Source organism: Acinetobacter sp. NigerLNRRAM0016, from assembly GCF_054112845.1.
The window spans coordinates 1-20,865 of sequence record NZ_JBSYVT010000046.1 but is presented as its reverse complement, the minus strand read 5'-3'; the positions used below and the strand labels follow the sequence as shown (position 1 = coordinate 20,865).

Below are 20,865 nucleotides of genomic sequence, written 5' to 3'. Positions count from 1 at the left end.
GAAATGCATAAATAACAAGAAAATAATAAGGAGATGAAATGAAGGAACTGAAAGCATATTTATCCGCTCGACCAGATCAATACCAAGGTGATGTAACTCCAAGTTTTACTGATTTAGCAGAAATGTTTAGTCGTTTTCAGTATCCACGTATGCATCAGGGCGGTGCGGCACTTTGTGTCTATTTCCAAGGGCAAAAAGTGGTTGATATTTGTATGGGGAAAAAGTCGGCATCTGAAGATTGGGAACAAGATACTTTATCGGTTTGTTATTCAACAGGTAAAGGTGTGTTGGCAACCTTGGCACATATTCTGGTGAGTCGGGGCTTAGTGGACTACGACCAACCTATCGCTGCATATTGGCCTGAATTTGCCCAAAATGGCAAAGCGAAAATCAGTTTAGTCGATGTGCTAAGTCATCAAAGTGGTTTGTATGACATCCGTAATATCATTCAAGATGCATCGCAAATGGCAGATTGGGATGCAATGTTAGAGCATGTTGCGAAAGCTCAGCCGCGTTTTGCGGTTGGTGAAGATGCCGCATATCAGCCACTTACATTTGGTTGGTTGGTGGGTGCAACCTTAGAAAAAGCCACGGGGCAGAGCCTGTCAAGTCTGATGCAGCAATATTTGCTACAACCGCTGGATATTGAAAATGCATATTTTGGTGTACCGCATCAAAGCCTTGGAAATGTTGCTAAACCTTTTGCAAAGTCAACTGCAATCGACTCAAAACCCCAATCATCAAAAGTGAATAAGCAAGCGAAGCGGATGTCCTTGATGGATCAAGTGACGCAATGGTCGGGACAAAATTCACAAGATTTTCAGGATGCCATGATTCCCAAAGGTATGAAAAATTTTAGTTTCTTTAGTGAGCAAGGTTTGCAAGCCGTAATTCCTGCGGCCAATGGGGTTTTTTCGGCCCAAAGTCTAGCCAAAATTTACGCGATGCTGGCTCAAGGTGGTCAATGGCGACAGCAACAACTGATTAAACCTGAAATTTTCCAGCGTATGTCACAGATTCAGTATCGTCACCGTGACCGCATCATGCCGCTTCCAATGCATTGGCGTTTGGGTTATCACCGTGTTTTGACTTTGGGGAAACAGGTACCTAAAGGTTTTGGTCATATTGGTTTTAATGGGTCTGGCGCTTGGTGTGATCCAGAACGCCAATTAAGTTTTGCCTATACGCATAATTTCTCTACGGCATCTATCACAGGGGATTATCGTTTGTGGGGCTTAACGCAGGAAACCTTGCGTTGTGCTGATGCGATTCTGAAGGGACGTAAAGGTTGGTTTTAAGTGACTTGGTTTTCATTCATTGGTCTAAATTGTGCTAAGGTATGCGCGTTTTAAAAGTCTATAGATCGGGTCGATGAATAAACCTATTATGATTCCGTTAATTGCAACCAGCCTTTTGGTGGGTTGTCAGAAGGAAGAGCAGTCTAAAAATCAATTGAATAAGGCTGAATTCGCTGAAACTGCAACACAAGTTCAAGCGATGCAATGGGTTGGTCATTATCAAGGCATAACGCCCTGCATGGGATGTATGTCTCGATGTGGAGAATGTCCGGGTATGGCAGTCGATTTGGTTCTGTATCCCAATATGACTTATGAATTAAAACGTGAGAGTCTAAGTACAGAGAGTGAAATTGAAACTTTCACAGGGCAACTGCGTTTTATCGATTATGCACAAACAAAAATTGAATTGATGAATGTAAAACAACGTAATTTAATTCAATTGGATGTAAATCATTTGCTGTTGGAAATTTTAGAAGATCGAACCGCAGAACATTATCAGGCATATCCAGATTTTACTTTGGATTTGACTAATCCAAAGGCTTAAGTCGCTACAACGTGTTTAATTTCCCCAATCATCCACTCCCTTTAAGATTGTTCATTCACTCTTGAGCAAAAAAACAGTATGCTTAGACCTGTGAAAAGGAGCATACATGTATCAAGTACTTGCGCGTAAATACCGTCCTCGTAATTTTAATGAATTGGTGGGTCAAAACCATGTGTCACGTGCACTGAGCAGTGCCTTAGAACGTGGTCGTTTACACCATGCCTATTTATTTACGGGTACACGTGGCGTAGGGAAAACTACGATTGCGCGTATTTTAGCCAAATGCTTAAACTGTGAAACTGGCGTAACCGCAACGCCGTGTGAAGTGTGTGCAACGTGTAAGGCAGTGAATGAAGGCCGCTTTATCGATTTAATTGAAATTGATGCTGCTTCACGCACCAAAGTTGAAGATACGCGTGAACTGCTAGATAACGTGCCTTATGCGCCGACTCAGGGGCGTTATAAAGTTTACCTGATTGATGAAGTACACATGCTCTCAACACACTCCTTCAATGCCTTGCTCAAAACTTTAGAAGAACCACCAGAGCATGTGAAATTCTTATTTGCGACTACAGATCCGCAAAAATTACCCATTACCGTGATTTCCCGCTGTTTGCAATTTACATTGCGTCCTTTGGCGGTTGATGAAATTACCGAGCATTTGACTCGTATTTTAGAAAAAGAACAGATTCCTGCACAGCAAGATGCCATTTGGCAGATTGCTGAGTCTGCGCAAGGTTCATTGCGTGATGCACTCTCTTTAACTGACCAAGCAATTGCCTATGGACAAGGTGCCATTCAACATCAAGATGTCAAAGAGATGTTAGGTTTGATTGACCGTACCATCATTTATGATTTGTTGTTGGCGATTCATCAGAATCAGAAAGCACGCGTCAGTCAACTCTTACTGCAATTTAGACAGCAAGCTTTAGATGTTTCTCTAGTATTAGATCAGTTGATTTCGACGCTGCATGAATTGGCATTGCTGCAATACTTACCTGATTTAAGCTTGAAATATAGTGCGGAAATCAACCAAAAAATTTCCCAGCTATCGCAGTTAATTGCCGATCAAGATTTACAGCTATATTACCAAATTGCCTGTAAAGGTCGCGCAGATTTACAACTTGCGGTGACTCAAGAGCAAGGTTTTGAAATGTGTGTGCTGCGTTTGTTGGCATTTAGACCATTACAACCGAATGAAGTCTTGGTCTCTGCACCTGCTACACAAATTCAATCTGCGCCTGTGTTGGCGACTGAACAAGCTGTAGCGCATAGCAATGTTGTAGTTGCAGCTCCGCAAGATCAAATCCAATCGATAATGGAAGTTACAGCACCTGTAGAAAGCCTTGTTATTCAGGAGAATCTACAGGAAGAATCGGTATTAGCAGAAGCGTCTGCACAGGTTGAAGAAACCGCCGATCTGAATAGTAATCCAGATCAAATTGTGTTTGATCCTGCCAGTGAAGATGTACTGTTTGATTTAGATGAGGAAGAAGATTCGACCCCAGTGGAATCATCAGAATCTAGCAGTGATGACTTCTTGTTTGAAGAAATTGCTCCGATCGAAGATCATGCAAAAGCAGAAAGAACGGTTGAAGCCACTATTGCAAAGGATGTTCTTTCACTTGAGCCAAGTTCGACCAATTTAGAAGTTGAGCAAGATTCTCTCTTTAGTTTATCTGCAGAAGATGTTGAACCTCAGCAAACTGTTCAAACTCCAATTGAACAGCTACAAGTTGAAATTGAGGCCCAACCAATACAAGAGCTGGCTGACACTCCAATATCAAACTTGATGCCGCAAGATATTTTGCGTCTGCAAGAACAGGTTTTGGAAGGCGAGTGGACCTTAGGCAAGTGGGAATATTGGTTCAGACAGAGTGAATTATCACCAGCTGTGCAAGAGTTAGCACAACATGGGGTCATGACGGGTCATATCGATGCAGAATCTATTTTTCATATACCTGAGCAATATCAGCAGCTCTTGGGTCAATCACAGCACTCTTTGGAACAAGCCCTGAAAAAACAGTGGCCGAATACCCTGTTTAAAATTGAATATGGTGCAGTCACTGAAACCACACCTTATATTTTGCAGCATCAACGTAAAGAGCAAGCCCATGGTCGAGCGGTAGAGTTATTACAGACCGAACCTGTGGTGCGTGACTTAATCCAAGGTTTTGATGCTGAGTTACAAAATATTCAATTAAAATAAGGCTTAGACAAATTTAGGTTCAGGCTCAACTTGCATATAGGCTTGTAGAGCCTGACGCATGTGAGTCGGGATTGGGGTACTTTTACGTTGTTCCCGGTCTACAAACACATGAATAAATTGCCCTTGCGCTGCTGCGGCATCCTGATTGACTTTAAAAATTGCCAAATCGTATTCCAATGAACTATTCCCCATGCGTTTAATTGCAACGCCGACTTCAATGATTTCGGGATAACTTAATTCTTGTAAAAACTGGCAAGATGAACTCACGACCAAGCCAATAACGGGCGAATGGTGAATGTCAAAATGGGCTTTTTGAATCAGCAGGGCATTGGCAGCGCTATCAAAATAACTGTAATAATTAACATTATTCACATGCCCATAAATGTCATTGTCGGACCAACGCGTTTGTATGGGAAAAATAAAAGGGTAGTTTGCTCTGAGTTTGGCTTGAGGTTTCATTGGTAGGCATATCCATTGCAAAGATTGAAGTTAAGCGTAAATGGCTTGGTAAATGTGTTCTGCATCACGCTGGGTAAGATCACGTGGATTATTCTGTAGTAGTCGCGTTTGCAGCATTGCATCCTGTGCCAGTTGGACAATCGCATTTTCAGGCACATTCAGTGCATTAAGTTTTAATGTTAAACCGCTACGGTCTAAATGATTTTGCATGTGATCAATAAATAAATCACATAATCCATCGGTACAGCCTGTACTATAAGGATCCATCCAAGTCATGAGTTCCGCATATAAATGCTTGGCATGCGGTGCATTGAATTTCAAGACTTCCGTCAAGACCAAAGCATTGCTATGTCCATGCGAAATATGAAAATGTCCCCCCAAAGGATAAGCCAAGGCATGCACTGCACCGACAGGTGCATTGGCGAAGGCCTGACCTGCAAACATGGAACCATTCAGCATATTCTGGCGGGCTTGCAGGTTCGAACCATCCTCCAATACCAGTTTCAGGTTTTGATTTAACAGTCGCAGGGCTTGTTTGGCCAACATATCGGCATACAGGTTTTTCTTGATTTTAGAGGTGTAGGCTTCGATGGCATGGACCATCGCGTCAATCCCAGTTGCCGCAGTAATATGCGCGGGCAGACTTTGAGTAAAAGTGGCATCCAAAATGGCGATGTCGGCATAGAGCACAGGGGCAACAATCCCCATTTTTGTGGTTTCACCTGTGGTCACAATCGAAATAGGCGTGACTTCAGAACCAGTGCCTGCCGTGGTCGGAACTAAAATTAACGGTAATCGTGGCGGCTTGGCCTGATTGATCCCATACAAATCAGACAGTTTTTGTTGTTGATCAGGATGCGCCAAAACCGCAATCAGCTTCGCGACATCGAGGGAACTACCACCACCAAAACCAATCACAATATCAACCTGCTCCTGTATGGCAAATTTAACCGCTGCATGGACAATCTGTTCAGGTGGATCGGCAATTACATCGGCATATATCACATAGGGCAAATGAAGATGTTCTAAAATTTCTAGCAGCGGAATATGCAACTGTTGTTGCAGCATGCCATTGTCAGTAACCAGCAATACTTTATGACAATGCTGTTCAGTCAAAATTGTGCGAAGTTCTTGAATTGAACCTAGACCAGAAATAATTCGGGAAACTGTTTGAAACTGAAAGTCATACATGGGCAATTCCTTCTCGCTTTATCGTCATTTACACGTTTTTGTTATACAGTTTTAGTGGGATTCATCCTCCAAATAACTTAACATAAGCTCTTGCAAAATAAACGATCTATTGAGGTGCTTATGTCATCGCAAACGCCCTACAAGGTGTTATGTGTCTGTCTTGGAAATATCTGCCGTTCTCCTACAGCAGAAGTGGTCTTTAGACATTATTGTGATGCGCATCAACTGAATATCGAGGTCGATTCTGCAGGAACCAGCAATTATCATCCGAATAAAGCACCTGATTTAAGAAGCCAGAAGCATGCCAAAAAGCGTGGCTATGATTTGTCTGCCTTACGCGCCCGCCAGCTTCATCTGCAAGACTTCGCCGAATTTGATCTGATCTTGGCGATGGATTATGAAAATTTAGAAGATATTCAGGCATTAATGCAGCAGGCTCAATCTGTGCTAGGGCAGCATATGCTTCGTGCAAAGATTGCCCTGATGAGTGAGCATGATCAAAAATTTCTTCAACAAGCTGTGCCAGACCCTTATTATGGTGGCGATGATGGATTTGAGCGTGTACTTGATCAATGTGAATCAAGTAGTTTGGCTTGGGTTCAGGTTCTTCAACAACAGCTGAAAGGCTAGTTCAGGTTTAAGCATGTATATTCAGAATAACGTTCAACTTCAGCCTTTTAACACCTTAAATTTGGGTTCTGTTGCATCACATTATGTGAAAGTCGAGAATGAAAGCATGTTGTTGGAGGCGTTATCTTATGCTGAACAACAGCAGCTTAATATTTTAATTCTCTCGGGTGGAAGCAATATGCTTTTACCTGAGCATATTCATGCATTGGTCATCCATATGGATATTCAAGGTATTGAAACCTTGGCGGAAGACGATCAAACCAAGATCTTGTCTGTAGGCGCAGGGCAAATCTGGCATGACTTTGTACTCTGGACCACTGAACAACAGTTATATGGTTTGCAAAATTTAGCTTTGATTCCAGGTTTGGTGGGTGCATCTCCAGTTCAGAATATTGGGGCTTATGGGGTAGAAGTTGGTGAATTTATTCAAGCTGTACGTGTGTATGACCGTCAGTTACAGCAGTTTACTGAAATTCTAAGTGCAGATTGTCAGTTTGCTTATCGACACAGTATTTTTAAGGATGATCCTGAGCGATATGTTATTACTCAAGTGATCTTTAAGCTTCTGAAACAAGCGGATTTGAAGTTGAGCTATGGTGATTTGAAGCAAGCCGTGGGTGAAGACTTAACGGCTGAAAATCTTCAAAAACAAGTGATTCAAATTCGTCAGAGTAAGTTGCCTGACCCTAAAGAATATCCGAACGTAGGCAGTTTTTTTAAAAATCCTGTGATCACTGCACAGTGCTTTGACCAAATAAATACGAAATTCCCTCAATTGCCCCATTATCCTCAAGCGGGTGGTCAGATTAAAATTGCTGCAGGCTGGTTAATTGATCAAGCAGGCTGGAAAGGTAAGCGCTTAGGCATGGTTGGAATGTTCGCTAAACAAGCTTTAGTACTGGTGAACTACGAACAAGCGACTTTATCTGATGTGCAGGCAACCTATCGTGCGGTGCAGCAAGATGTGTTGACTAAGTTTGATATTGCACTGGAACCAGAACCAGTATTATTTAATTCTGTCGGTTTAATTCAATCACATACGGGATAATGAATGGCTAAAACACATTGGATGGTTCGTATTGTACAGATAGCAGCGTTGTTATTTGTACTTTTGGGCTGTCTGCTGGTTTTTATTTATTCGCCTTTTTATTCTAAATTGGTGGTGAAGGCACTCAACAGCTTTGTTCCTGTCGAAGTCAATGAAGTGGCTGCACAAAGTCAAAAAATGGCAGCACTTAGTGAAGCGGAGAACTTAGAACCTGGTTCCAACTTGTGGATCGCACGTCAAGCCTATCTTAAGTTGATGGAACAGGAAATTCAGCAAAACAATTCTGAAAATTTGCCGCAAATTCAGGCACGCTATACAGCTTTGCAAGCGTTAATTAATAAAGAGCAGCAAGAGCAAGCCGAGGAAGAGGAACGTCCACAGGTTCCTCTTTTGGCAGATCCAGAGCAAGCCTCTTCCGAACCTGAAGATCCTACTCAGAATGTAAAAGAACTTTTGGAGTTGGACAGTAAAGAAAATAAGGCTTTAATGGAAAAGTATCTCGACTTTTTGCAAACGCATGAGGTCGAACCTGTTGTTGAAACTGCAGATCCGCAACAAATTGAAAAAGATATTGCGCAAATCAAAGAACAAAATGAAGCACCTAAAGCGGCTTTATCACAACCTTATGCCATTGTGGTTTTAGGGGGTGGATTAACTTTAGACAAAAATAGAAAAGATATTGTGGTCAATGACTATACAAAATTACGACTGGAGAAAACCTTAGAAGTCGAAAAGCAGTATAACTTACCGATCGTGCTCAGTGGTGTAGAAGCACCTTATATGCAGACGTGGTTGAAAGAACGTGGTGTAGATGCCAAATTATTAGAAAATAGAAGTATGAATACTTGTGAAAACTCCCGTTTCAGCTCGCTATTATTACAAAAGAAAGGGGGAGCACCGACGGTGATTTTAATTACCGATCAATACCATATGCCAAGAACACGTCGTTTATTTGCTTTAAATGGCATAGAGACAGTACCTATAGAGGCACCAATGCCAACTCAATTAACAGCTTGGCAGCCAAGCCAGCAAAACTATGATCATAGTCGCCGTGCGAATTATGAAATGTTGGCGACTATTCGCGATATGTTATTTGGCTCAAGCGATTGCCGCGAGGTACCCTAATGCCTGAAATTCCATTTTTAAATCCAAATATCTTAAAACAACTGGATTTACCTGTACCCAGTCGTGACACCACACCACAGGTTCTGGACCCGTTAAATCTGAATCATGCATTTTCTCCTTCAGTTGAATTACAAGCTTACCGAAAGTTGTATGGTTTACATTTACTCAACTGTGAGCACTGGCAAGGCTTTGTGCAAATGCCACTGTTTAAACTGCATGTGCAAGTGTTCCAGCCTAAAGCCAATGCAGAAGGGCAGTTAGAAATTAAAGGGACAGTATTTCTCTTACATGGTTATTTAGAACACAGTGGGATCTATCAACCGATTATTCGTGAGTTGTTAGAGCAAGGTTTCAGTGTGCTTACCTATGATTTACCAGGTCATGGGTTGAGTGATGGTTCACCTGCTAGCATTCAAGATTTTGATCACTATCAGCGGGTATTGCATGCGGTATATCAGTATGTGAAAAATGCTTCTCAACTTCCAAAACCATGGCTAGGTATTGGGCAAAGTACAGGTGGTGCAATCTGGATGCATCATTTACTTGAATTTGCTGAACGTCGTGAAAATCCTTATGTGGAACGGGTATTGTTGCTGTCCCCTTTGATCCGTCCTGCAAAATCTGCTTGGTGGCATAACTCTGTGGGCTTAGGCATCATCCGTCGGATCAAACGTCAAGTACCTCGTCATTTCCGTCGCAATAACCATAATCCCGAGTTTTTACGCTTTGTGCGTTTAAAAGATCCTTTACAGCCACGCATGATGGGGATGGACTGGATTTTGGCGATGTCAAAATGGATGCAGCAAATGGAAGAGCGACCTTCTTGCCGTATCCCAGTATGGTTAGCGCAAGGGGCATTAGATCAGACTGTAGATTGGCGTTACAACATTGAGTTCATCCGTCAAAAGTTCCGATTACAGACCTTGTTGATGTTGGAAGAGGGTTCTCATCAGCTTATTAATGAGCGGGCAGATATTCGCGCTGCATTGACGGGTTTAATACCAGCGTTCCTGCATGCACATAGTTCTGGTGAATATTACTAAGTTTATTTATTTTTTAATCGATTGAGTGAAAACTAGGCTGTGATTACAGCCCAGTTTCTTTAGTTTAGAAATATTCCATTTTTGCCATATTCCACATACGGAAATAAAAGTTTTCTTCGTCTTTATTTTCGCAATTCAGTAGTTCGCCGTCTTTTAACCAAAAATGCAGTTGTGCATAGTTTTTAATTTCACGGTCATTTAAGCGTTGCGCTAAATGGTGGGCTTTAATGTCCGAAGGATGGCGCAAGCCTGCAGCAGCTATCATTTCTGATAAGGCATGCATGGTATTCTTGTGGAAGTGGAACACCCGTTCCGCTTTGGAGGATACATGAAGGGCTTTTTGGCGGTCTGGATCCTGAGTAGCGACACCGACAGGGCACTGATTGGTGTGGCAGCTTTGTGCCTGAATACAGCCAATCGCAAACATAAAACCACGTGCTGAATTGACCCAATCTGCTCCAATAGCCATAGTACTGGCAATGTCAAAAGCACTGATAATTTTACCGCTGGCACCAATCTTGATTTGCTTTCGAAGCCCAGCACCTACTAATGTATTGTGTACGAAGAGTACACCTTCGCGCAGCGGTGTGCCCATATTGTTAATTAATTCAATTGGTGCTGCACCAGTACCACCTTCAGAGCCATCAACCACAATAAAGTCAGGTACGATTTGCGTATGTAGCATTGCTTTGACAATCCCCATAAATTGCCAAGGCTGACCAATACAGAGTTTAAATCCGACAGGTTTACCCCCTGAAAGTTCACGTAAGGTTTGAATGAATTGCAGCATCTCAATCGGGGTATTGAACGCGGAATGCTTGGAAGGAGAAATACAATCCCGATCACGCGGAATACCACGGATTTGCGCAATCTCTGCTGAAATCTTATGTTTGGGTAAAATTCCGCCATGTCCTGGTTTGGCACCTTGCGAGAGTTTAATCTCAATCATTTTAATTTGAGGCAATACCGCTTGCTGCGCATATTTGACTGGGTCAAATGTGCCATCTTCGGTACGGCAACCAAAATATCCACTACCCAGTTCCCAAACAATATCACCGCCATACTCCAGATGGTAAGGGCTGAGGCTACCTTCACCCGTGTCATGATAAAAGTTGCCTAATTGTGCCCCCTTGTTCAATGCGCGGATGGCATTCGCACTCAAGCTGCCAAAACTCATGGCAGAGATATTCATGATGGAGGCATTATAAGGTTGAGAGCATTGTGAACTGCCAATCTGAATCCGAAATGTAGATGGGTCAGCAGGTGGACAGGGTTGAATCGAGTGTGTCATAAAACGATAGTCTTGTTCATACACATCAATGATTGAGCCAAAGGGTTTATCCGAGTTTTCATTCTTTGAGCGTTGATAGACCAAGCTGCGTTGCATGCGTGAAAAAGGCAGAGCATCATCATCTGATTCAATAAAATATTGGCGAATTTCAGGACGAAACTCTTCAAACAGAAAGCGGAAGTGTCCCATGATGGGATAATTTTTTAAGATGGAATGTTGGTTTTGTAGTAGATCATAGAGTCCGAGTAAGCTAAGTAGGGAAGTAATTAACCAGAGCGAATTCAGTACCGTATCGGAAAGGAAATAATAAATATAATGCGGAGCATAGTTTAACCTAAACCAAGTAATGCTCAGGGCAATAAAGATGCAGGCGAACCAGACAGAGTGTCGTGAAAAAAACGTATTTAATAATTTATGGCGAACAATTTGAGCAGGATTCGGCATTGTTGTAATTCATCCTTGTACCTGATGGATATTTGTTTTCACAATGCCAAGATTGAGACCAGAGTACAAGTCATAATTTGTGTGAGAAGTCCATTAATAAATCATGAGATAAGTCGATAGGCTTACATAGGGTTAATGTTTACTTTCATTTAATTTATGCGACAGTGCAGTTTTATTGTGTAAATATTCAGCTATAAGTGTATCTTAAGCATATAAGAAGCATAAATCAGGGAGAGCGCTTCAAATTACCCAAATATAGGGATATGAGTCATCTTGAAAACCTGCGTATATTTCAAAGCAAGAGATGGGGTGTGACATGAATGATATTGAAACGGTTTTACCAGTACCTGTAATTATTCTTGAAGATGAACCAATTATACAAAAACGTCTTCAACGAGTTTTAACTGAACTGGGATATGAAAATGAGACATTGCATTTTGTCTCCAATTTAAAACAAGCATTCGAAAAAATGGAGGAAATCCCAATTTCACTGGCTTTGGTTGATTTGGGATTGCCAGATGGAAATGGGGTTGAGTTCATAGAAAAATTAAGAGAGCGCGATACAAGTGCTTTAATTTTGGTGATTTCCGCCTGGAGTACGCAAGCGAGCCTGTTTTCCGCCATCAAGGCGGGTGCGACAGGCTATGTGTTAAAAGAACGCGATGATTCGGAAGTCCTATTGGCCATACGTAGCATTTTGCGGGGTGGTGCGCCGATTGATCCTTTTATTGCCAGAGAAATTTTGGCACAAATTGCGGTGCAGGAAGATATTCAAGATAAAAATGAGCATGATAATTTGCCATCTGATATGGAAGCTTTGACCAATCGTGAGAAGGAGATTCTAGACTTGGTGGCGCAAGGTTTAAGTAATCGTGAAATTTCGGAACAATTGTTTGTTTCACGTTATACAGTAGAAAGTCATATTAAACATATTTATAGAAAGTTGTCTGTTTCTAAACGGACCAAGGCAGTGAGTGCTGCCAGAACCTTAGGCATTATATGACCAAATTGATTCTGCGATGTTTCTGTATGCTTGCTTTGGCTTGCATTCATATGCAGGTCTTCGCAGCATCATATTTTTCAATTAGTCCGCAATGTACCATTCAGGTTCAACCGATTCAGTTTGTCAAAACAGATTCGATTCAACATGTGCCTCAAACTGGCTGGAAGACGGTCGATTTACCTGATAACTGGTCACAACATGAGCCGCAGTATAATGGCGGGGTTTGGTATAGGATTTTGTGGAAACCAGATTGTTCATCTGGAACTTTAAACCAGTCCTTTGCTTTCTCTATCGACTATATAAATTCTGCGGGAGCAGTGTATTTCAACCGTAATGTGCTTTGGAGAGACAAGAATTTAGTTGAACCCTTGTCCAAAAGCTGGAATATTCCGCGTTACTGGGTACTCACACCCTCGAGTTTAAAAGCGGATGAAAATGAATTTCTCATTTATGTGACAGGTTATGCCTTTCAAAATGCAGGTCTGGGAGCAGTCTCTTTTCAAAATGTACAAGCGGCGTATGATCAGCAGCAACAACAGATCTGGAATCGACGGACGTTATTTGAAATTAACATCATTATTTCCTTGGTTCTGGGTTTATTGTGTTTTTCAATCTGGATTTTTAGACGTTCTGAAACGACTTTTGCTTGGTTCGCCCTGAGTTGTCTCCTTTGGGTTTTATTTATTTCCAATATTCTCGTCATAGAAACCAAGCCATTTGCGAATAATATTCTTGCTGCTCAAGCCAATATCAGTTTTTTCGCGCTATATATGGTGTGCTTTTGTACCTATTTACTTCGATTTATTCGAGTTGAACTGATCAAAGTCGAACGCATTGTTTGGGCAATCACAGCAATTGTCTTACTTGTCATCTTCTTTACCCCAGTACAATGGCTGACTGCTGTATTTATAAATATTTTCATGATGTATGTTGCACTCTTTTTATTGACCTACATTTACTTGGGTTATGTCACGTATAGAACCAGAAAAAGAGAATATATATTTTTGCTGATGTGCCTGACTGGAATTTTATTCTGTGCACTTTTTGATACGGTACTGTTAGGTTCTGAATTACATAAAGATATTAAGCCACTCTCACCTTATACCTCACCCATTATCACGATATTTGTGGTGCTCATTTTGGGCGTGAAACTGGCACGTAATACACGTCGTATAGAAAAATTTAATCAGCGTTTAGAAGAAAAAGTACAACAGGTCAGCGATGATTTGTATTCCAGCATGAACGAAAAACATAAGCTGGAACTGGAAAATGTCAGACTTCAAGAACGCATCCATCTCTCACATGATTTGCATGATGGTTTAGGTTCGTCTTTGGTTCGCTCCATGATTATTGTCGATCAAGCGGAGCAGAATATGTCGAATCAACAGTTTCTGTCTATTTTGAAGTTGTTGAGAGATGATCTAAGGCAGATTATCGACAGTGGTTCGAGTTTGGAATCCCGTGTACCTGAAAATCCTATTTTATGGGTAGCACCAGTTCGGCATCGTTTTAGTCAACTCATGGAAGAGTTGGATATCGAATCGAAATGGTCATTTCCGCAAAATTGGGGTTATGTACCGACAGCCTTACAATGTTTAACCCTGATTCGTGTGCTTGAGGAAAGTTTAACCAATGTAGTTAAACACAGTCAGGCAAAACATGTGTACGTTTCCATGGTCTTTCCTTATGAACGGCAACTGATTTTAACCATAGAGGATGATGGTGTGGGTTTTGACGTGAAAAGTAATTTTCAGAATGGAATGAGTATTGGTATTCGCAGCATGAAGATGCGTTTAGAGCGGGTCAGTGCAGAATTACAAGTGACCTCTGAAAGAGGAAAGACCGTGGTGCAAGCCTTATTGGAAATAAAATAAAGGATAAAAGTAAAGGGTATTAAAGCTGGATTTAATACCCTTTGCTTGAAGATTATTCTTCCTCTGCTGGCGGCAGAAGCATCAGAATGGAATCATTCATCAATTGAGTCAGATCTTCTAGAATTTCTTCATGATCAAAACTTTGATCAAAAGGAAGCGCTTGACCATCGGCAATCTGCTTTAATTGCGCTGTAAATTCTTCTGAAATACAGACTTGCTCACCATTTGCCCAAAACAATAATTCAGTATCTTGTTCTGTGTAGAGTAGGCGAGAAGCTGGTTCGAGTAAAATTTCATATCCCGTATCTAAAATTTCACGTAAGTCATCCGCTTCAATTTCATCAGGTTCAGGGATGTTGTCTGGATATTTGGGTTCAGACATTAAACTCATGATGGCATCATCAAGTTCAGCTGAGTTTTGTAGGCGTTGTAAGAGTTCCGATTTTAAATAGTCCAGCTCTGCTTTTGAGATTTGTCCAATATCACTGCTGTGTTGGCGTTGAATATCAAGCATTGGGTTCTTTAAGAAGCCATTACTCGCAAATTTGTCACTGACACGATCCATCATATCCGCCATGTTTGGCATGCGGAAACCAAAAGAGAAAGTCAGACAGTCATCTTCTGCGACACCATAGTGTGAAAGACCTGGTGGAACGTAAAGTAAATCACCTGGAGCAAGGACCTCATCAAAATCAACCTGCATTTCAGGTAGAAGTTTTAAAGGCTGACCAGAAACAAATTCGGTATTGGCATCACACATTTGCCCAAGCTGCCAGCGACGATGTCCATAGCCTTGTACAAGGAACACATCATAGAAGTCAAAATGTTTACCGACTGATCCGCCTTTTGGTGCATAAGACACCATAATGTCATCGCGGCGCCATTGCGGAATAAATGGGAACTTTTTCCATAATTCAGCCAAATCAAAAGAGTAGTGATCGACTGCTTGGACCAATAGCGTCCAAAGTTTTGGCATTTTTTGGAAATCGCCTTTAACTAAAGGAGAAGATTTCACAGACCATTGATTTGAATCTTTATCTTTCTGCTTAATCAAGCGCGCCGTAACATGCTCTTCTAAAGCCAGTTCCATGACATCATTCGGTTCTAAGATATTTGTAATCTCAGGTAGCGCGTTACGGACAAGTAACGGTTTCTTTTGCCAGTATTCAGCAAGAAATTGTTCAGCGGTAATGCCGCCTAATACATCTAGAGGTTGAGACATAAAATACAGCCTAAATTAAGGAACTAAAATATTTAATTGACGGAGAATTTGGCAAAGCTGAATCATCGGCATGCCCATTAAAGTGGTTTGATCTTGACCAATCATTTGTTCGAATAAACTAATGCCCAAACTTTCACATTTGAAACTGCCTGCGCAATGTAGCGGTTGCTCAACGGCAACATAACGCTCAATTTCGGCCATACTCAGTTTGCGGAACTTGACTTTGTAGTGTTCGACCAGTGTTTGTTCAAAGCCTGTGGCGTATTGTTGGACACTCAACGCGGTACTGAAATAAACAATCTTGTCAGAGTTGGCTTGCAACTGGCGAATGGCTTTTTCGGTGGAGAGGGGTTTGCCAATAAAAATATCAGGCGCACCTTCACGCCATGCCACCTGATCAGAACCAATCACAATCGCGTCAGGGTGTTTTTGTGCAATGGTATTGGCTTTTTCAAAGGCCAAACGTCGAGCCAAATCATCGGCATGTAATTCACCGCGCGGTGATTCATCAATATCAGGCACAACACATTCATACTGGATCTTGAGACGATCCATTAAGTCTTTGCGAGTCTGACTGCTTGAAGCCAGAATGATTTGGGTATTCATCAGATTGCGTAATCCATTAATACATTCAGGGGAACATAAGAAAGAACGGCTTGATGGCAGGCGTGAATTTTAATCGGAGGTGCTTGACCCGCCTGATATGCTTCAACCCAACGAGTCACACAAATACACCAGAAATCTCCAGGCTGTAGACCCGGGAAACCCACTTCAGGTAAAGGTGTGATTAAGTCATTGCCCACTTTCTGCGAAAAATTAAGAAACTCTGAAGTCATTTGCGCACATACGGTGTGCTGCCCTAAATCAGTGGTAGCAGTATGGCAAAACCCATTGCGAAAGTAGCCGGTAATTGGGTCGAAACAACAACTGGCTAAGGGTTCGCCAAATACGTTTAAGCGGTTAATTTGAGGATCTGGATGAAATGACATAACAGTGAATCAATTTGTGGCTTTTCAATATCATAATCAAAACTGACGCTTTCGGCAGCTTTTATACAAAAGAAGCTAACCTTTTTCTGCATAATCATTTAAAATCGTGCCGATTTTAAATATTCAGAGAGCTATACATGAATTTTCAGCGTATGACTGACCTTGATTTAGCAGGTAAGCGAGTACTTATTCGTGAAGACTTAAATGTACCTGTTAAAAACGGTGTGATTACCAGTGATGCACGTTTACGTGCGGCATTACCGACAATCAAAGCTGCTTTAGAAAAAGGTGCAGCAGTCATGGTGTATTCACACCTTGGTCGTCCTGTTGAAGGTGAACCAAAAGCTGAACAATCTTTAGCTCCTGTAGCGGCTTATTTAACAGAAGCATTGGGTCAAGATGTACAGTTAGTAACTGACTATCTTGATGGCGTTGAAGTTCAAGCGGGTCAAGTGGTTCTTTTGGAAAACTGCCGTTTTAACCACGGTGAAAAGAAAAACAATCCTGAACTTGCACAAAAATATGCTGCACTTTGTGACGTATTCGTGATGGATGCATTTGGTACAGCACACCGTGCAGAAGCTTCAACTGAAGGTGTTGCGCGTTTAGCACCTGTAGCAGCAGCGGGTCCACTTCTTGCAGCAGAACTTGATGCTTTAGGTCGTGCGTTACAAACTCCTGAAAAGCCAATGGTTGCAATTGTTGCGGGTTCTAAAGTTTCAACTAAACTTGATGTACTCACTTCACTTTCTGACATTTGCGATCAATTGATTGTCGGTGGTGGTATTGCCAATACATTCTTGGCTGCTGCGGGTTATAACGTGGGTAAATCATTATGTGAAAATGATTTAATCGACACTGCGAAAGCCATTGCTGCAAAAGTATCTGTTCCACTGCCAACTGACGTTGTAGTTGCTGATGCCAGCGAAATCAATTTTGACGATTTCTTGGGTTCATTAGCGGCTGCGAAAGCAGTAGTAAAAAAAGTTGAAGATGTTGCTGACAACGATATGATTTTGGATGTAGGTCCAGAAACAGCTCAAGCGTTTGCAGAAATCTTGAAAACTTCAAAAACAATTCTTTGGAACGGTCCTGTAGGTGTATTCGAAGTTGATCAATTCGGTGAAGGCACAAAAACACTTTCTTTAGCGATTGCTGAATCTGAAGGTTTCTCTATTGCAGGTGGTGGTGATACTTTAGCTGCAATCGACAAATACGAAGTTGCTGACAAAATTGGTTATATTTCAACGGGTGGCGGTGCGTTCCTTGAGTTTGTTGAAGGTAAAACACTTCCAGCAGTCGCTGTTCTTTTAGAGCGTGCTTAACAGTCTCATTCATCTGATCAGATGAAATAAAAGAAAAGGTTGACTATGGTCAGCCTTTTTTATTGCATTCATCTTTAGGTCATCAAACTGTCATATATCTGCAATAAAATCATGGGCATTAAATCACCTGTTGTAGGAATAATGTGATGAACCTAAAATTAATACTTGCTGCTTTATTAATCGCACCATTGGCTTTAACTGCATGTGCAAAAAAAGATGAAGCACCTAAAACAGACGCGGCAGTAGAAGAAAAAGTAACGCCAGAACAGCAAGCTGCAATTGATTCATTAGACAAGCCAGTCATGGATGAAAAGAACACTGACGTACCTGCTGAAGTTGCCAATGCAGACGCTGATTCTGCGACTCCAGCGACGGAAGCTGAAGCTTCACAGGCAGCTGCACAATAATTTGTGGTAATTTGTTTAAAAGTCCCTGCAAAAGCAGGGATTTTTTTTTAAATAGTGTGTTTAGTTGCTGAATTGAAAGTAATGACCATGTAGAATATGGCGCATTACCTGGGAGGACACTATGGCACTTATTTCTATGCGCCAGCTGTTGGACCACGCTGCAGAGCATGGCTACGGCGTACCAGCATTTAACGTAAACAACTTAGAACAAATGCGCGCAATCATGTTAGCTGCTGATGCAACTAACTCACCTGTAATCGTTCAGGCTTCTGCAGGTGCACGCAAATATGCAGGCGCTCCTTTCTTACGCCATCTTATTTTGGCTGCAATTGAAGAATGGCCGCACATTCCAGTGGTTATGCACCAAGACCATGGTACAAGCCCAGACGTATGCCAACGCTCAATCCAGTTAGGCTTCTCATCAGTGATGATGGATGGTTCATTGGGTGAAGATGGTAAAACACCAACGTCTTACGAATACAACGTAGATGTGACTCGTCGCACTGTTGCGATGGCACATGCGTGTGGCGTATCTGTTGAAGGTGAAATTGGTTGCTTAGGTAGCCTTGAAACTGGTATGGCGGGTGAAGAAGATGGCGTAGGCGCTGAAGGCGTTCTTGACCACTCTCAACTCCTGACTTCTGTAGAAGAAGCGCGTAGCTTCGTTGCAGATACCAATGTAGATGCTTTGGCAATTGCAGTAGGTACTTCACACGGTGCGTATAAGTTTACACGTCCACCTACAGGTGACATTTTGGCCATTGACCGCATTAAAGAAATTCATGCGGCACTTCCAAATACGCATCTTGTAATGCACGGTTCAAGCTCTGTACCACAAGAATGGTTAGCAGTAATTAACCAATACGGCGGTGACATCAAAGAGACTTATGGTGTTCCTGTTGAGCAATTGGTTGAAGCGATCAAACATGGTGTGCGTAAAATCAACATCGATACTGACTTACGTTTAGCCTCTACTGGTGCAATGCGTCGTATGATGGCAGAACAGCCAAGCGAATTCGATCCACGTAAATTCTTTGCAAAAACTGTTGATGCAATGAAACAAATCTGTGTTGATCGTTACGAAGCATTTGGTACTGCGGGCAATGCTGACAAGATTCGTCCAATTTCTTTAGAGAAAATGGTCGATCGTTATAAATAATCGCTCCACAAATTATTTATAAATTGAAGCCCACATAGTTTATGTGGGCTTTTTTATGTGATTAATCATAAAATGGGGAAGGTGTTGAATGGAACTGATCCTTGCAGCAGCTGTTTGCAGCGTATTGGTGTCGATTTTACTGAAAATCTGCAAAGCCAAAGGTTTAAATCCGATGCAGATGATTTGCTGGAATTACGCCATTGCCAGTCTGTTATGTTTCTTTTGGTTCAAACCTGATTTAAGTCATATTTCCCCCAGTAATACACCATGGTGGCTCATACTGAGTTTAGGGGTGCTGTTGCCGAGTGTATTCCTCTGTTTGTCTAAATCTTTACAAAGCGCTGGCATTGTTAAAACGGAAGTTGCACAGCGTCTTTCAGTGGTATTGTCGCTAAGTGCTGCTTATTTCATATTTAATGAGCATTTTGGCACATTCAAACTCATTGGAATTGGATTAGGTATTGCAGCGGTCCTATGCATCATCTACTCACATCGTAGCAGCCATGCCCAAACCAGTTACAGTTCTTCAGGCATGATGTATCTGGCAAGTGTGTGGGTGGGCTATGCCTTGGTTGATATTCTGCTGAAATACACCACGGGTCTAGGTGTGCAATTTGCTGTTGCCCTGAATTTAATGTTCATTTGTGCCTTCATCTTTTCATTGTTATATATTGTGCTGACGACAAAGCAAATCGGATCTGCGACCACAATATTGTTGGGTTTAGTTTTGGGATTGTTGAATTTTGCCAATATCGCATTGTATGTGAAAGCACACATGCTGCTGAAAGATACCCCTGCAATCGTATTTGTAGGGATGAATATTCTGGTGGTGGTGTTAGGTGTATTTAGTGGTCTGTTTTTCTTTAAAGAGAAGCTTAAGACCAGTACCAGCCTAGGCTTGGGTTTGGGGATTATGAGTGTGCTTTGTTTAGCTTATACCATGACTGTTTCATAACTTTGCCGATCCATAAGATAGGAAAGCGCAGTAAGTCTGTTTTTTCGGCAACGCCTATTAACAGCCCTGTGTGTTGGCAATCGGGGCAGTGCGGCTGATGTAATGCAGATTGTGCATAGCTATGGAAGTAAATTTGTTGGCAGTGCTTACATTCAAATTTGATAGGTAGCTGGAGCAATATAGACATAACCGACCTCTGCTTAGACTGAGTATAGATTTAAATAAGCAAGATTTGGACCTGAATAAAAAAAGGGACAATTAAATTGTCCCTTTTATTTTCAATGTAAAGCGTTACAGCTTGGTGAAAATTTGTTCTTTGTTCAGGCGCGACTTTGGCAGCTTGGCATTAAAGTCAGTTTCACTACGATAGCCCAATGTGAGTAGTACTGATGGCACAAGCCCTTTTTCAGTGAGTTGTAGTTCTTCGGTTAATAAGTCTTCATTAAAGCCGCCAATTGGTGTGGCATCGATGTTTTCGATTCCTGCAGCAAGTAGGATTTGTCCCAACGCGATAAAGGTTTGATTTTCTGCCCAACGTTGAATATCACCCTTTTCATTGCGGTAATAAGCGACATAACCTGTGCGACTGTCTTTTTGTCCTTGTTTCGCAGTGGCATCTTTAAAACGTCCACTTAAATCATCCTGATTT

The 20,865-nt window shown here is 41.7% G+C and carries 20 protein-coding genes; 13 read left to right on the top strand and 7 right to left on the bottom strand.

Features of this window, described 5'->3' with window-relative positions:
• The first annotated feature begins 38 nt into the window (after positions 1–38).
• From ACWQ4X_RS17585 to dnaX, 3 genes are all read left to right on the top strand, one after another.
• Entirely contained in the window at positions 39–1,298 is a 1,260-nt protein-coding gene (locus tag ACWQ4X_RS17585; protein ID WP_457904505.1) for a serine hydrolase domain-containing protein, read from the top strand.
• Positions 1,299–1,371: 73 nt separating this feature from the next.
• Complete coding sequence (locus ACWQ4X_RS17580) at positions 1,372–1,842, top strand: copper resistance protein NlpE N-terminal domain-containing protein (protein WP_457904504.1); 471 nt, start codon at positions 1,372–1,374, stop codon at positions 1,840–1,842.
• A 106-nt stretch (positions 1,843–1,948) separates the two neighbouring features.
• On the top strand, positions 1,949–4,051 hold the full coding sequence (gene dnaX / locus ACWQ4X_RS17575; RefSeq protein ID WP_457904503.1) for a DNA polymerase III subunit gamma/tau: 2,103 nt from the start codon (positions 1,949–1,951) through the stop codon (positions 4,049–4,051).
• A gap of 3 nt (positions 4,052–4,054) precedes the next feature.
• On the opposite strand, the gene ACWQ4X_RS17570 is transcribed toward dnaX, so the two are convergent.
• Together ACWQ4X_RS17570 and ACWQ4X_RS17565 are read right to left on the bottom strand one after the other, a co-directional pair.
• Positions 4,055–4,510, bottom strand: a complete 456-nt coding sequence (locus tag ACWQ4X_RS17570) for an acyl-CoA thioesterase (protein ID WP_457904502.1) — start codon at positions 4,508–4,510, stop codon at positions 4,055–4,057.
• Positions 4,511–4,540: 30 nt separating this feature from the next.
• The gene (locus ACWQ4X_RS17565) at positions 4,541–5,701 is read right to left on the bottom strand and encodes an iron-containing alcohol dehydrogenase (RefSeq protein WP_457904501.1); all 1,161 of its coding nucleotides are present in this window, start codon (positions 5,699–5,701) and stop codon (positions 4,541–4,543) included.
• Between the two features lie 120 nt (positions 5,702–5,821).
• Between ACWQ4X_RS17565 and ACWQ4X_RS17560 the strand changes: the two genes are divergently transcribed.
• From ACWQ4X_RS17560 to ACWQ4X_RS17545, 4 genes are read left to right on the top strand one after another with little or no spacing between them, the layout of a single operon-like run.
• Entirely contained in the window at positions 5,822–6,331 is a 510-nt protein-coding gene (locus ACWQ4X_RS17560; protein WP_374528117.1) for a low molecular weight protein-tyrosine-phosphatase, read from the top strand.
• A 13-nt stretch (positions 6,332–6,344) separates the two neighbouring features.
• On the top strand, positions 6,345–7,379 hold the full coding sequence (gene murB / locus ACWQ4X_RS17555; protein WP_457904500.1) for a UDP-N-acetylmuramate dehydrogenase: 1,035 nt from the start codon (positions 6,345–6,347) through the stop codon (positions 7,377–7,379).
• A 3-nt stretch (positions 7,380–7,382) separates the two neighbouring features.
• Positions 7,383–8,504: a YdcF family protein gene (locus ACWQ4X_RS17550; RefSeq protein ID WP_457904499.1), complete on the top strand. Its 1,122-nt coding sequence runs from the start codon at positions 7,383–7,385 to the stop codon at positions 8,502–8,504.
• Positions 8,504–9,547: an alpha/beta hydrolase gene (locus ACWQ4X_RS17545; RefSeq protein ID WP_457904498.1), complete on the top strand. Its 1,044-nt coding sequence runs from the start codon at positions 8,504–8,506 to the stop codon at positions 9,545–9,547. The genes ACWQ4X_RS17550 and ACWQ4X_RS17545 overlap by 1 nt, the downstream gene beginning before the upstream one ends.
• 64 nt (positions 9,548–9,611) lie before the next feature.
• Here ACWQ4X_RS17545 and ACWQ4X_RS17540 read toward each other — a convergent pair whose 3' ends face one another.
• A complete protein-coding gene (locus ACWQ4X_RS17540; protein ID WP_457904497.1) occupies positions 9,612–11,282 on the bottom strand; it encodes an FMN-binding glutamate synthase family protein in 1,671 nt (556 codons plus the stop codon).
• Positions 11,283–11,598: 316 nt separating this feature from the next.
• Between ACWQ4X_RS17540 and ACWQ4X_RS17535 the strand changes: the two genes are divergently transcribed.
• Both ACWQ4X_RS17535 and ACWQ4X_RS17530 read left to right on the top strand, forming a co-directional pair.
• Entirely contained in the window at positions 11,599–12,285 is a 687-nt protein-coding gene (locus ACWQ4X_RS17535; protein WP_457904496.1) for a LuxR C-terminal-related transcriptional regulator, read from the top strand.
• Positions 12,282–14,159 (top strand): sensor histidine kinase, encoded by a 1,878-nt coding sequence (locus ACWQ4X_RS17530; protein ID WP_457904495.1) that lies wholly within the window; start codon positions 12,282–12,284, stop codon positions 14,157–14,159. The genes ACWQ4X_RS17535 and ACWQ4X_RS17530 overlap by 4 nt, the downstream gene beginning before the upstream one ends.
• Positions 14,160–14,211: 52 nt before the next feature.
• Here ACWQ4X_RS17530 and ACWQ4X_RS17525 read toward each other — a convergent pair whose 3' ends face one another.
• The 3 genes from ACWQ4X_RS17525 to ACWQ4X_RS17515 are packed head-to-tail and all read right to left on the bottom strand — an operon-like array spanning position 14,212 to position 16,370.
• A complete protein-coding gene (locus ACWQ4X_RS17525) occupies positions 14,212–15,381 on the bottom strand; it encodes a ribosomal protein uL16 3-hydroxylase (RefSeq protein WP_457904494.1) in 1,170 nt (389 codons plus the stop codon).
• Positions 15,382–15,396: 15 nt separating this feature from the next.
• A complete protein-coding gene (locus ACWQ4X_RS17520) occupies positions 15,397–15,987 on the bottom strand; it encodes a Maf family protein (protein WP_457904493.1) in 591 nt (196 codons plus the stop codon).
• Positions 15,987–16,370 carry a DUF2237 family protein gene (locus tag ACWQ4X_RS17515; RefSeq protein WP_100241696.1) on the bottom strand — a complete coding sequence of 128 codons (384 nt, stop codon included), beginning with the start codon at positions 16,368–16,370 and terminating at the stop codon, positions 15,987–15,989. Before ACWQ4X_RS17515 ends, ACWQ4X_RS17520 begins: the two co-directional genes overlap by 1 nt.
• A 137-nt stretch (positions 16,371–16,507) precedes the next feature.
• On the opposite strand from ACWQ4X_RS17515, the gene ACWQ4X_RS17510 reads away from it, so the two are divergent.
• The 4 genes from ACWQ4X_RS17510 to ACWQ4X_RS17495 all read left to right on the top strand — a co-directional run bounded on the left by ACWQ4X_RS17510 (position 16,508) and on the right by ACWQ4X_RS17495 (position 20,216).
• Entirely contained in the window at positions 16,508–17,695 is a 1,188-nt protein-coding gene (locus ACWQ4X_RS17510) for a phosphoglycerate kinase (RefSeq protein ID WP_457904492.1), read from the top strand.
• Positions 17,696–17,841: 146 nt separating this feature from the next.
• A complete protein-coding gene (locus ACWQ4X_RS17505) occupies positions 17,842–18,102 on the top strand; it encodes a hypothetical protein (protein WP_457904491.1) in 261 nt (86 codons plus the stop codon).
• Positions 18,103–18,223: 121 nt separating this feature from the next.
• Positions 18,224–19,261: a class II fructose-bisphosphate aldolase gene (gene fba / locus ACWQ4X_RS17500; RefSeq protein WP_100241693.1), complete on the top strand. Its 1,038-nt coding sequence runs from the start codon at positions 18,224–18,226 to the stop codon at positions 19,259–19,261.
• An 88-nt stretch (positions 19,262–19,349) separates the two neighbouring features.
• Positions 19,350–20,216: an EamA family transporter gene (locus ACWQ4X_RS17495; RefSeq protein ID WP_457904490.1), complete on the top strand. Its 867-nt coding sequence runs from the start codon at positions 19,350–19,352 to the stop codon at positions 20,214–20,216.
• Between the two features lie 291 nt (positions 20,217–20,507).
• Here the strand turns inward: ACWQ4X_RS17495 and ACWQ4X_RS17490 are convergent.
• Positions 20,508–20,865: nitroreductase family protein (locus ACWQ4X_RS17490; protein WP_457904489.1), on the bottom strand; the 358-nt coding region annotated here is incomplete at its 5' end.

What these genes read in the sequence shown, in the direction of transcription:
- ACWQ4X_RS17495 (WP_457904490.1), top strand. Translation starts at nt 19,350, where the DNA reads ATGGAACTGATCCTTGCAGCAGCTGTTTGCAGCGTATTGGTGTCGATT.
- ACWQ4X_RS17545 (WP_457904498.1), top strand. Translation starts at nt 8,504, where the DNA reads ATGCCTGAAATTCCATTTTTAAATCCAAATATCTTAAAACAACTGGAT.
- ACWQ4X_RS17540 (WP_457904497.1), bottom strand. Translation starts at nt 11,282, where the DNA reads ATGCCGAATCCTGCTCAAATTGTTCGCCATAAATTATTAAATACGTTT.
- ACWQ4X_RS17525 (WP_457904494.1), bottom strand. Translation starts at nt 15,381, where the DNA reads ATGTCTCAACCTCTAGATGTATTAGGCGGCATTACCGCTGAACAATTT.
- ACWQ4X_RS17580 (WP_457904504.1), top strand. Translation starts at nt 1,372, where the DNA reads ATGAATAAACCTATTATGATTCCGTTAATTGCAACCAGCCTTTTGGTG.
- dnaX (WP_457904503.1), top strand. Translation starts at nt 1,949, where the DNA reads ATGTATCAAGTACTTGCGCGTAAATACCGTCCTCGTAATTTTAATGAA.
- ACWQ4X_RS17570 (WP_457904502.1), bottom strand. Translation starts at nt 4,510, where the DNA reads ATGAAACCTCAAGCCAAACTCAGAGCAAACTACCCTTTTATTTTTCCC.
- fba (WP_100241693.1), top strand. Translation starts at nt 18,224, where the DNA reads ATGGCACTTATTTCTATGCGCCAGCTGTTGGACCACGCTGCAGAGCAT.
- ACWQ4X_RS17515 (WP_100241696.1), bottom strand. Translation starts at nt 16,370, where the DNA reads ATGTCATTTCATCCAGATCCTCAAATTAACCGCTTAAACGTATTTGGC.
- ACWQ4X_RS17550 (WP_457904499.1), top strand. Translation starts at nt 7,383, where the DNA reads ATGGCTAAAACACATTGGATGGTTCGTATTGTACAGATAGCAGCGTTG.
- ACWQ4X_RS17535 (WP_457904496.1), top strand. Translation starts at nt 11,599, where the DNA reads ATGAATGATATTGAAACGGTTTTACCAGTACCTGTAATTATTCTTGAA.
- ACWQ4X_RS17560 (WP_374528117.1), top strand. Translation starts at nt 5,822, where the DNA reads ATGTCATCGCAAACGCCCTACAAGGTGTTATGTGTCTGTCTTGGAAAT.
- ACWQ4X_RS17505 (WP_457904491.1), top strand. Translation starts at nt 17,842, where the DNA reads ATGAACCTAAAATTAATACTTGCTGCTTTATTAATCGCACCATTGGCT.
- ACWQ4X_RS17585 (WP_457904505.1), top strand. Translation starts at nt 39, where the DNA reads ATGAAGGAACTGAAAGCATATTTATCCGCTCGACCAGATCAATACCAA.
- ACWQ4X_RS17510 (WP_457904492.1), top strand. Translation starts at nt 16,508, where the DNA reads ATGAATTTTCAGCGTATGACTGACCTTGATTTAGCAGGTAAGCGAGTA.
- ACWQ4X_RS17520 (WP_457904493.1), bottom strand. Translation starts at nt 15,987, where the DNA reads ATGAATACCCAAATCATTCTGGCTTCAAGCAGTCAGACTCGCAAAGAC.
- ACWQ4X_RS17565 (WP_457904501.1), bottom strand. Translation starts at nt 5,701, where the DNA reads ATGTATGACTTTCAGTTTCAAACAGTTTCCCGAATTATTTCTGGTCTA.
- murB (WP_457904500.1), top strand. Translation starts at nt 6,345, where the DNA reads ATGTATATTCAGAATAACGTTCAACTTCAGCCTTTTAACACCTTAAAT.
- ACWQ4X_RS17530 (WP_457904495.1), top strand. Translation starts at nt 12,282, where the DNA reads ATGACCAAATTGATTCTGCGATGTTTCTGTATGCTTGCTTTGGCTTGC.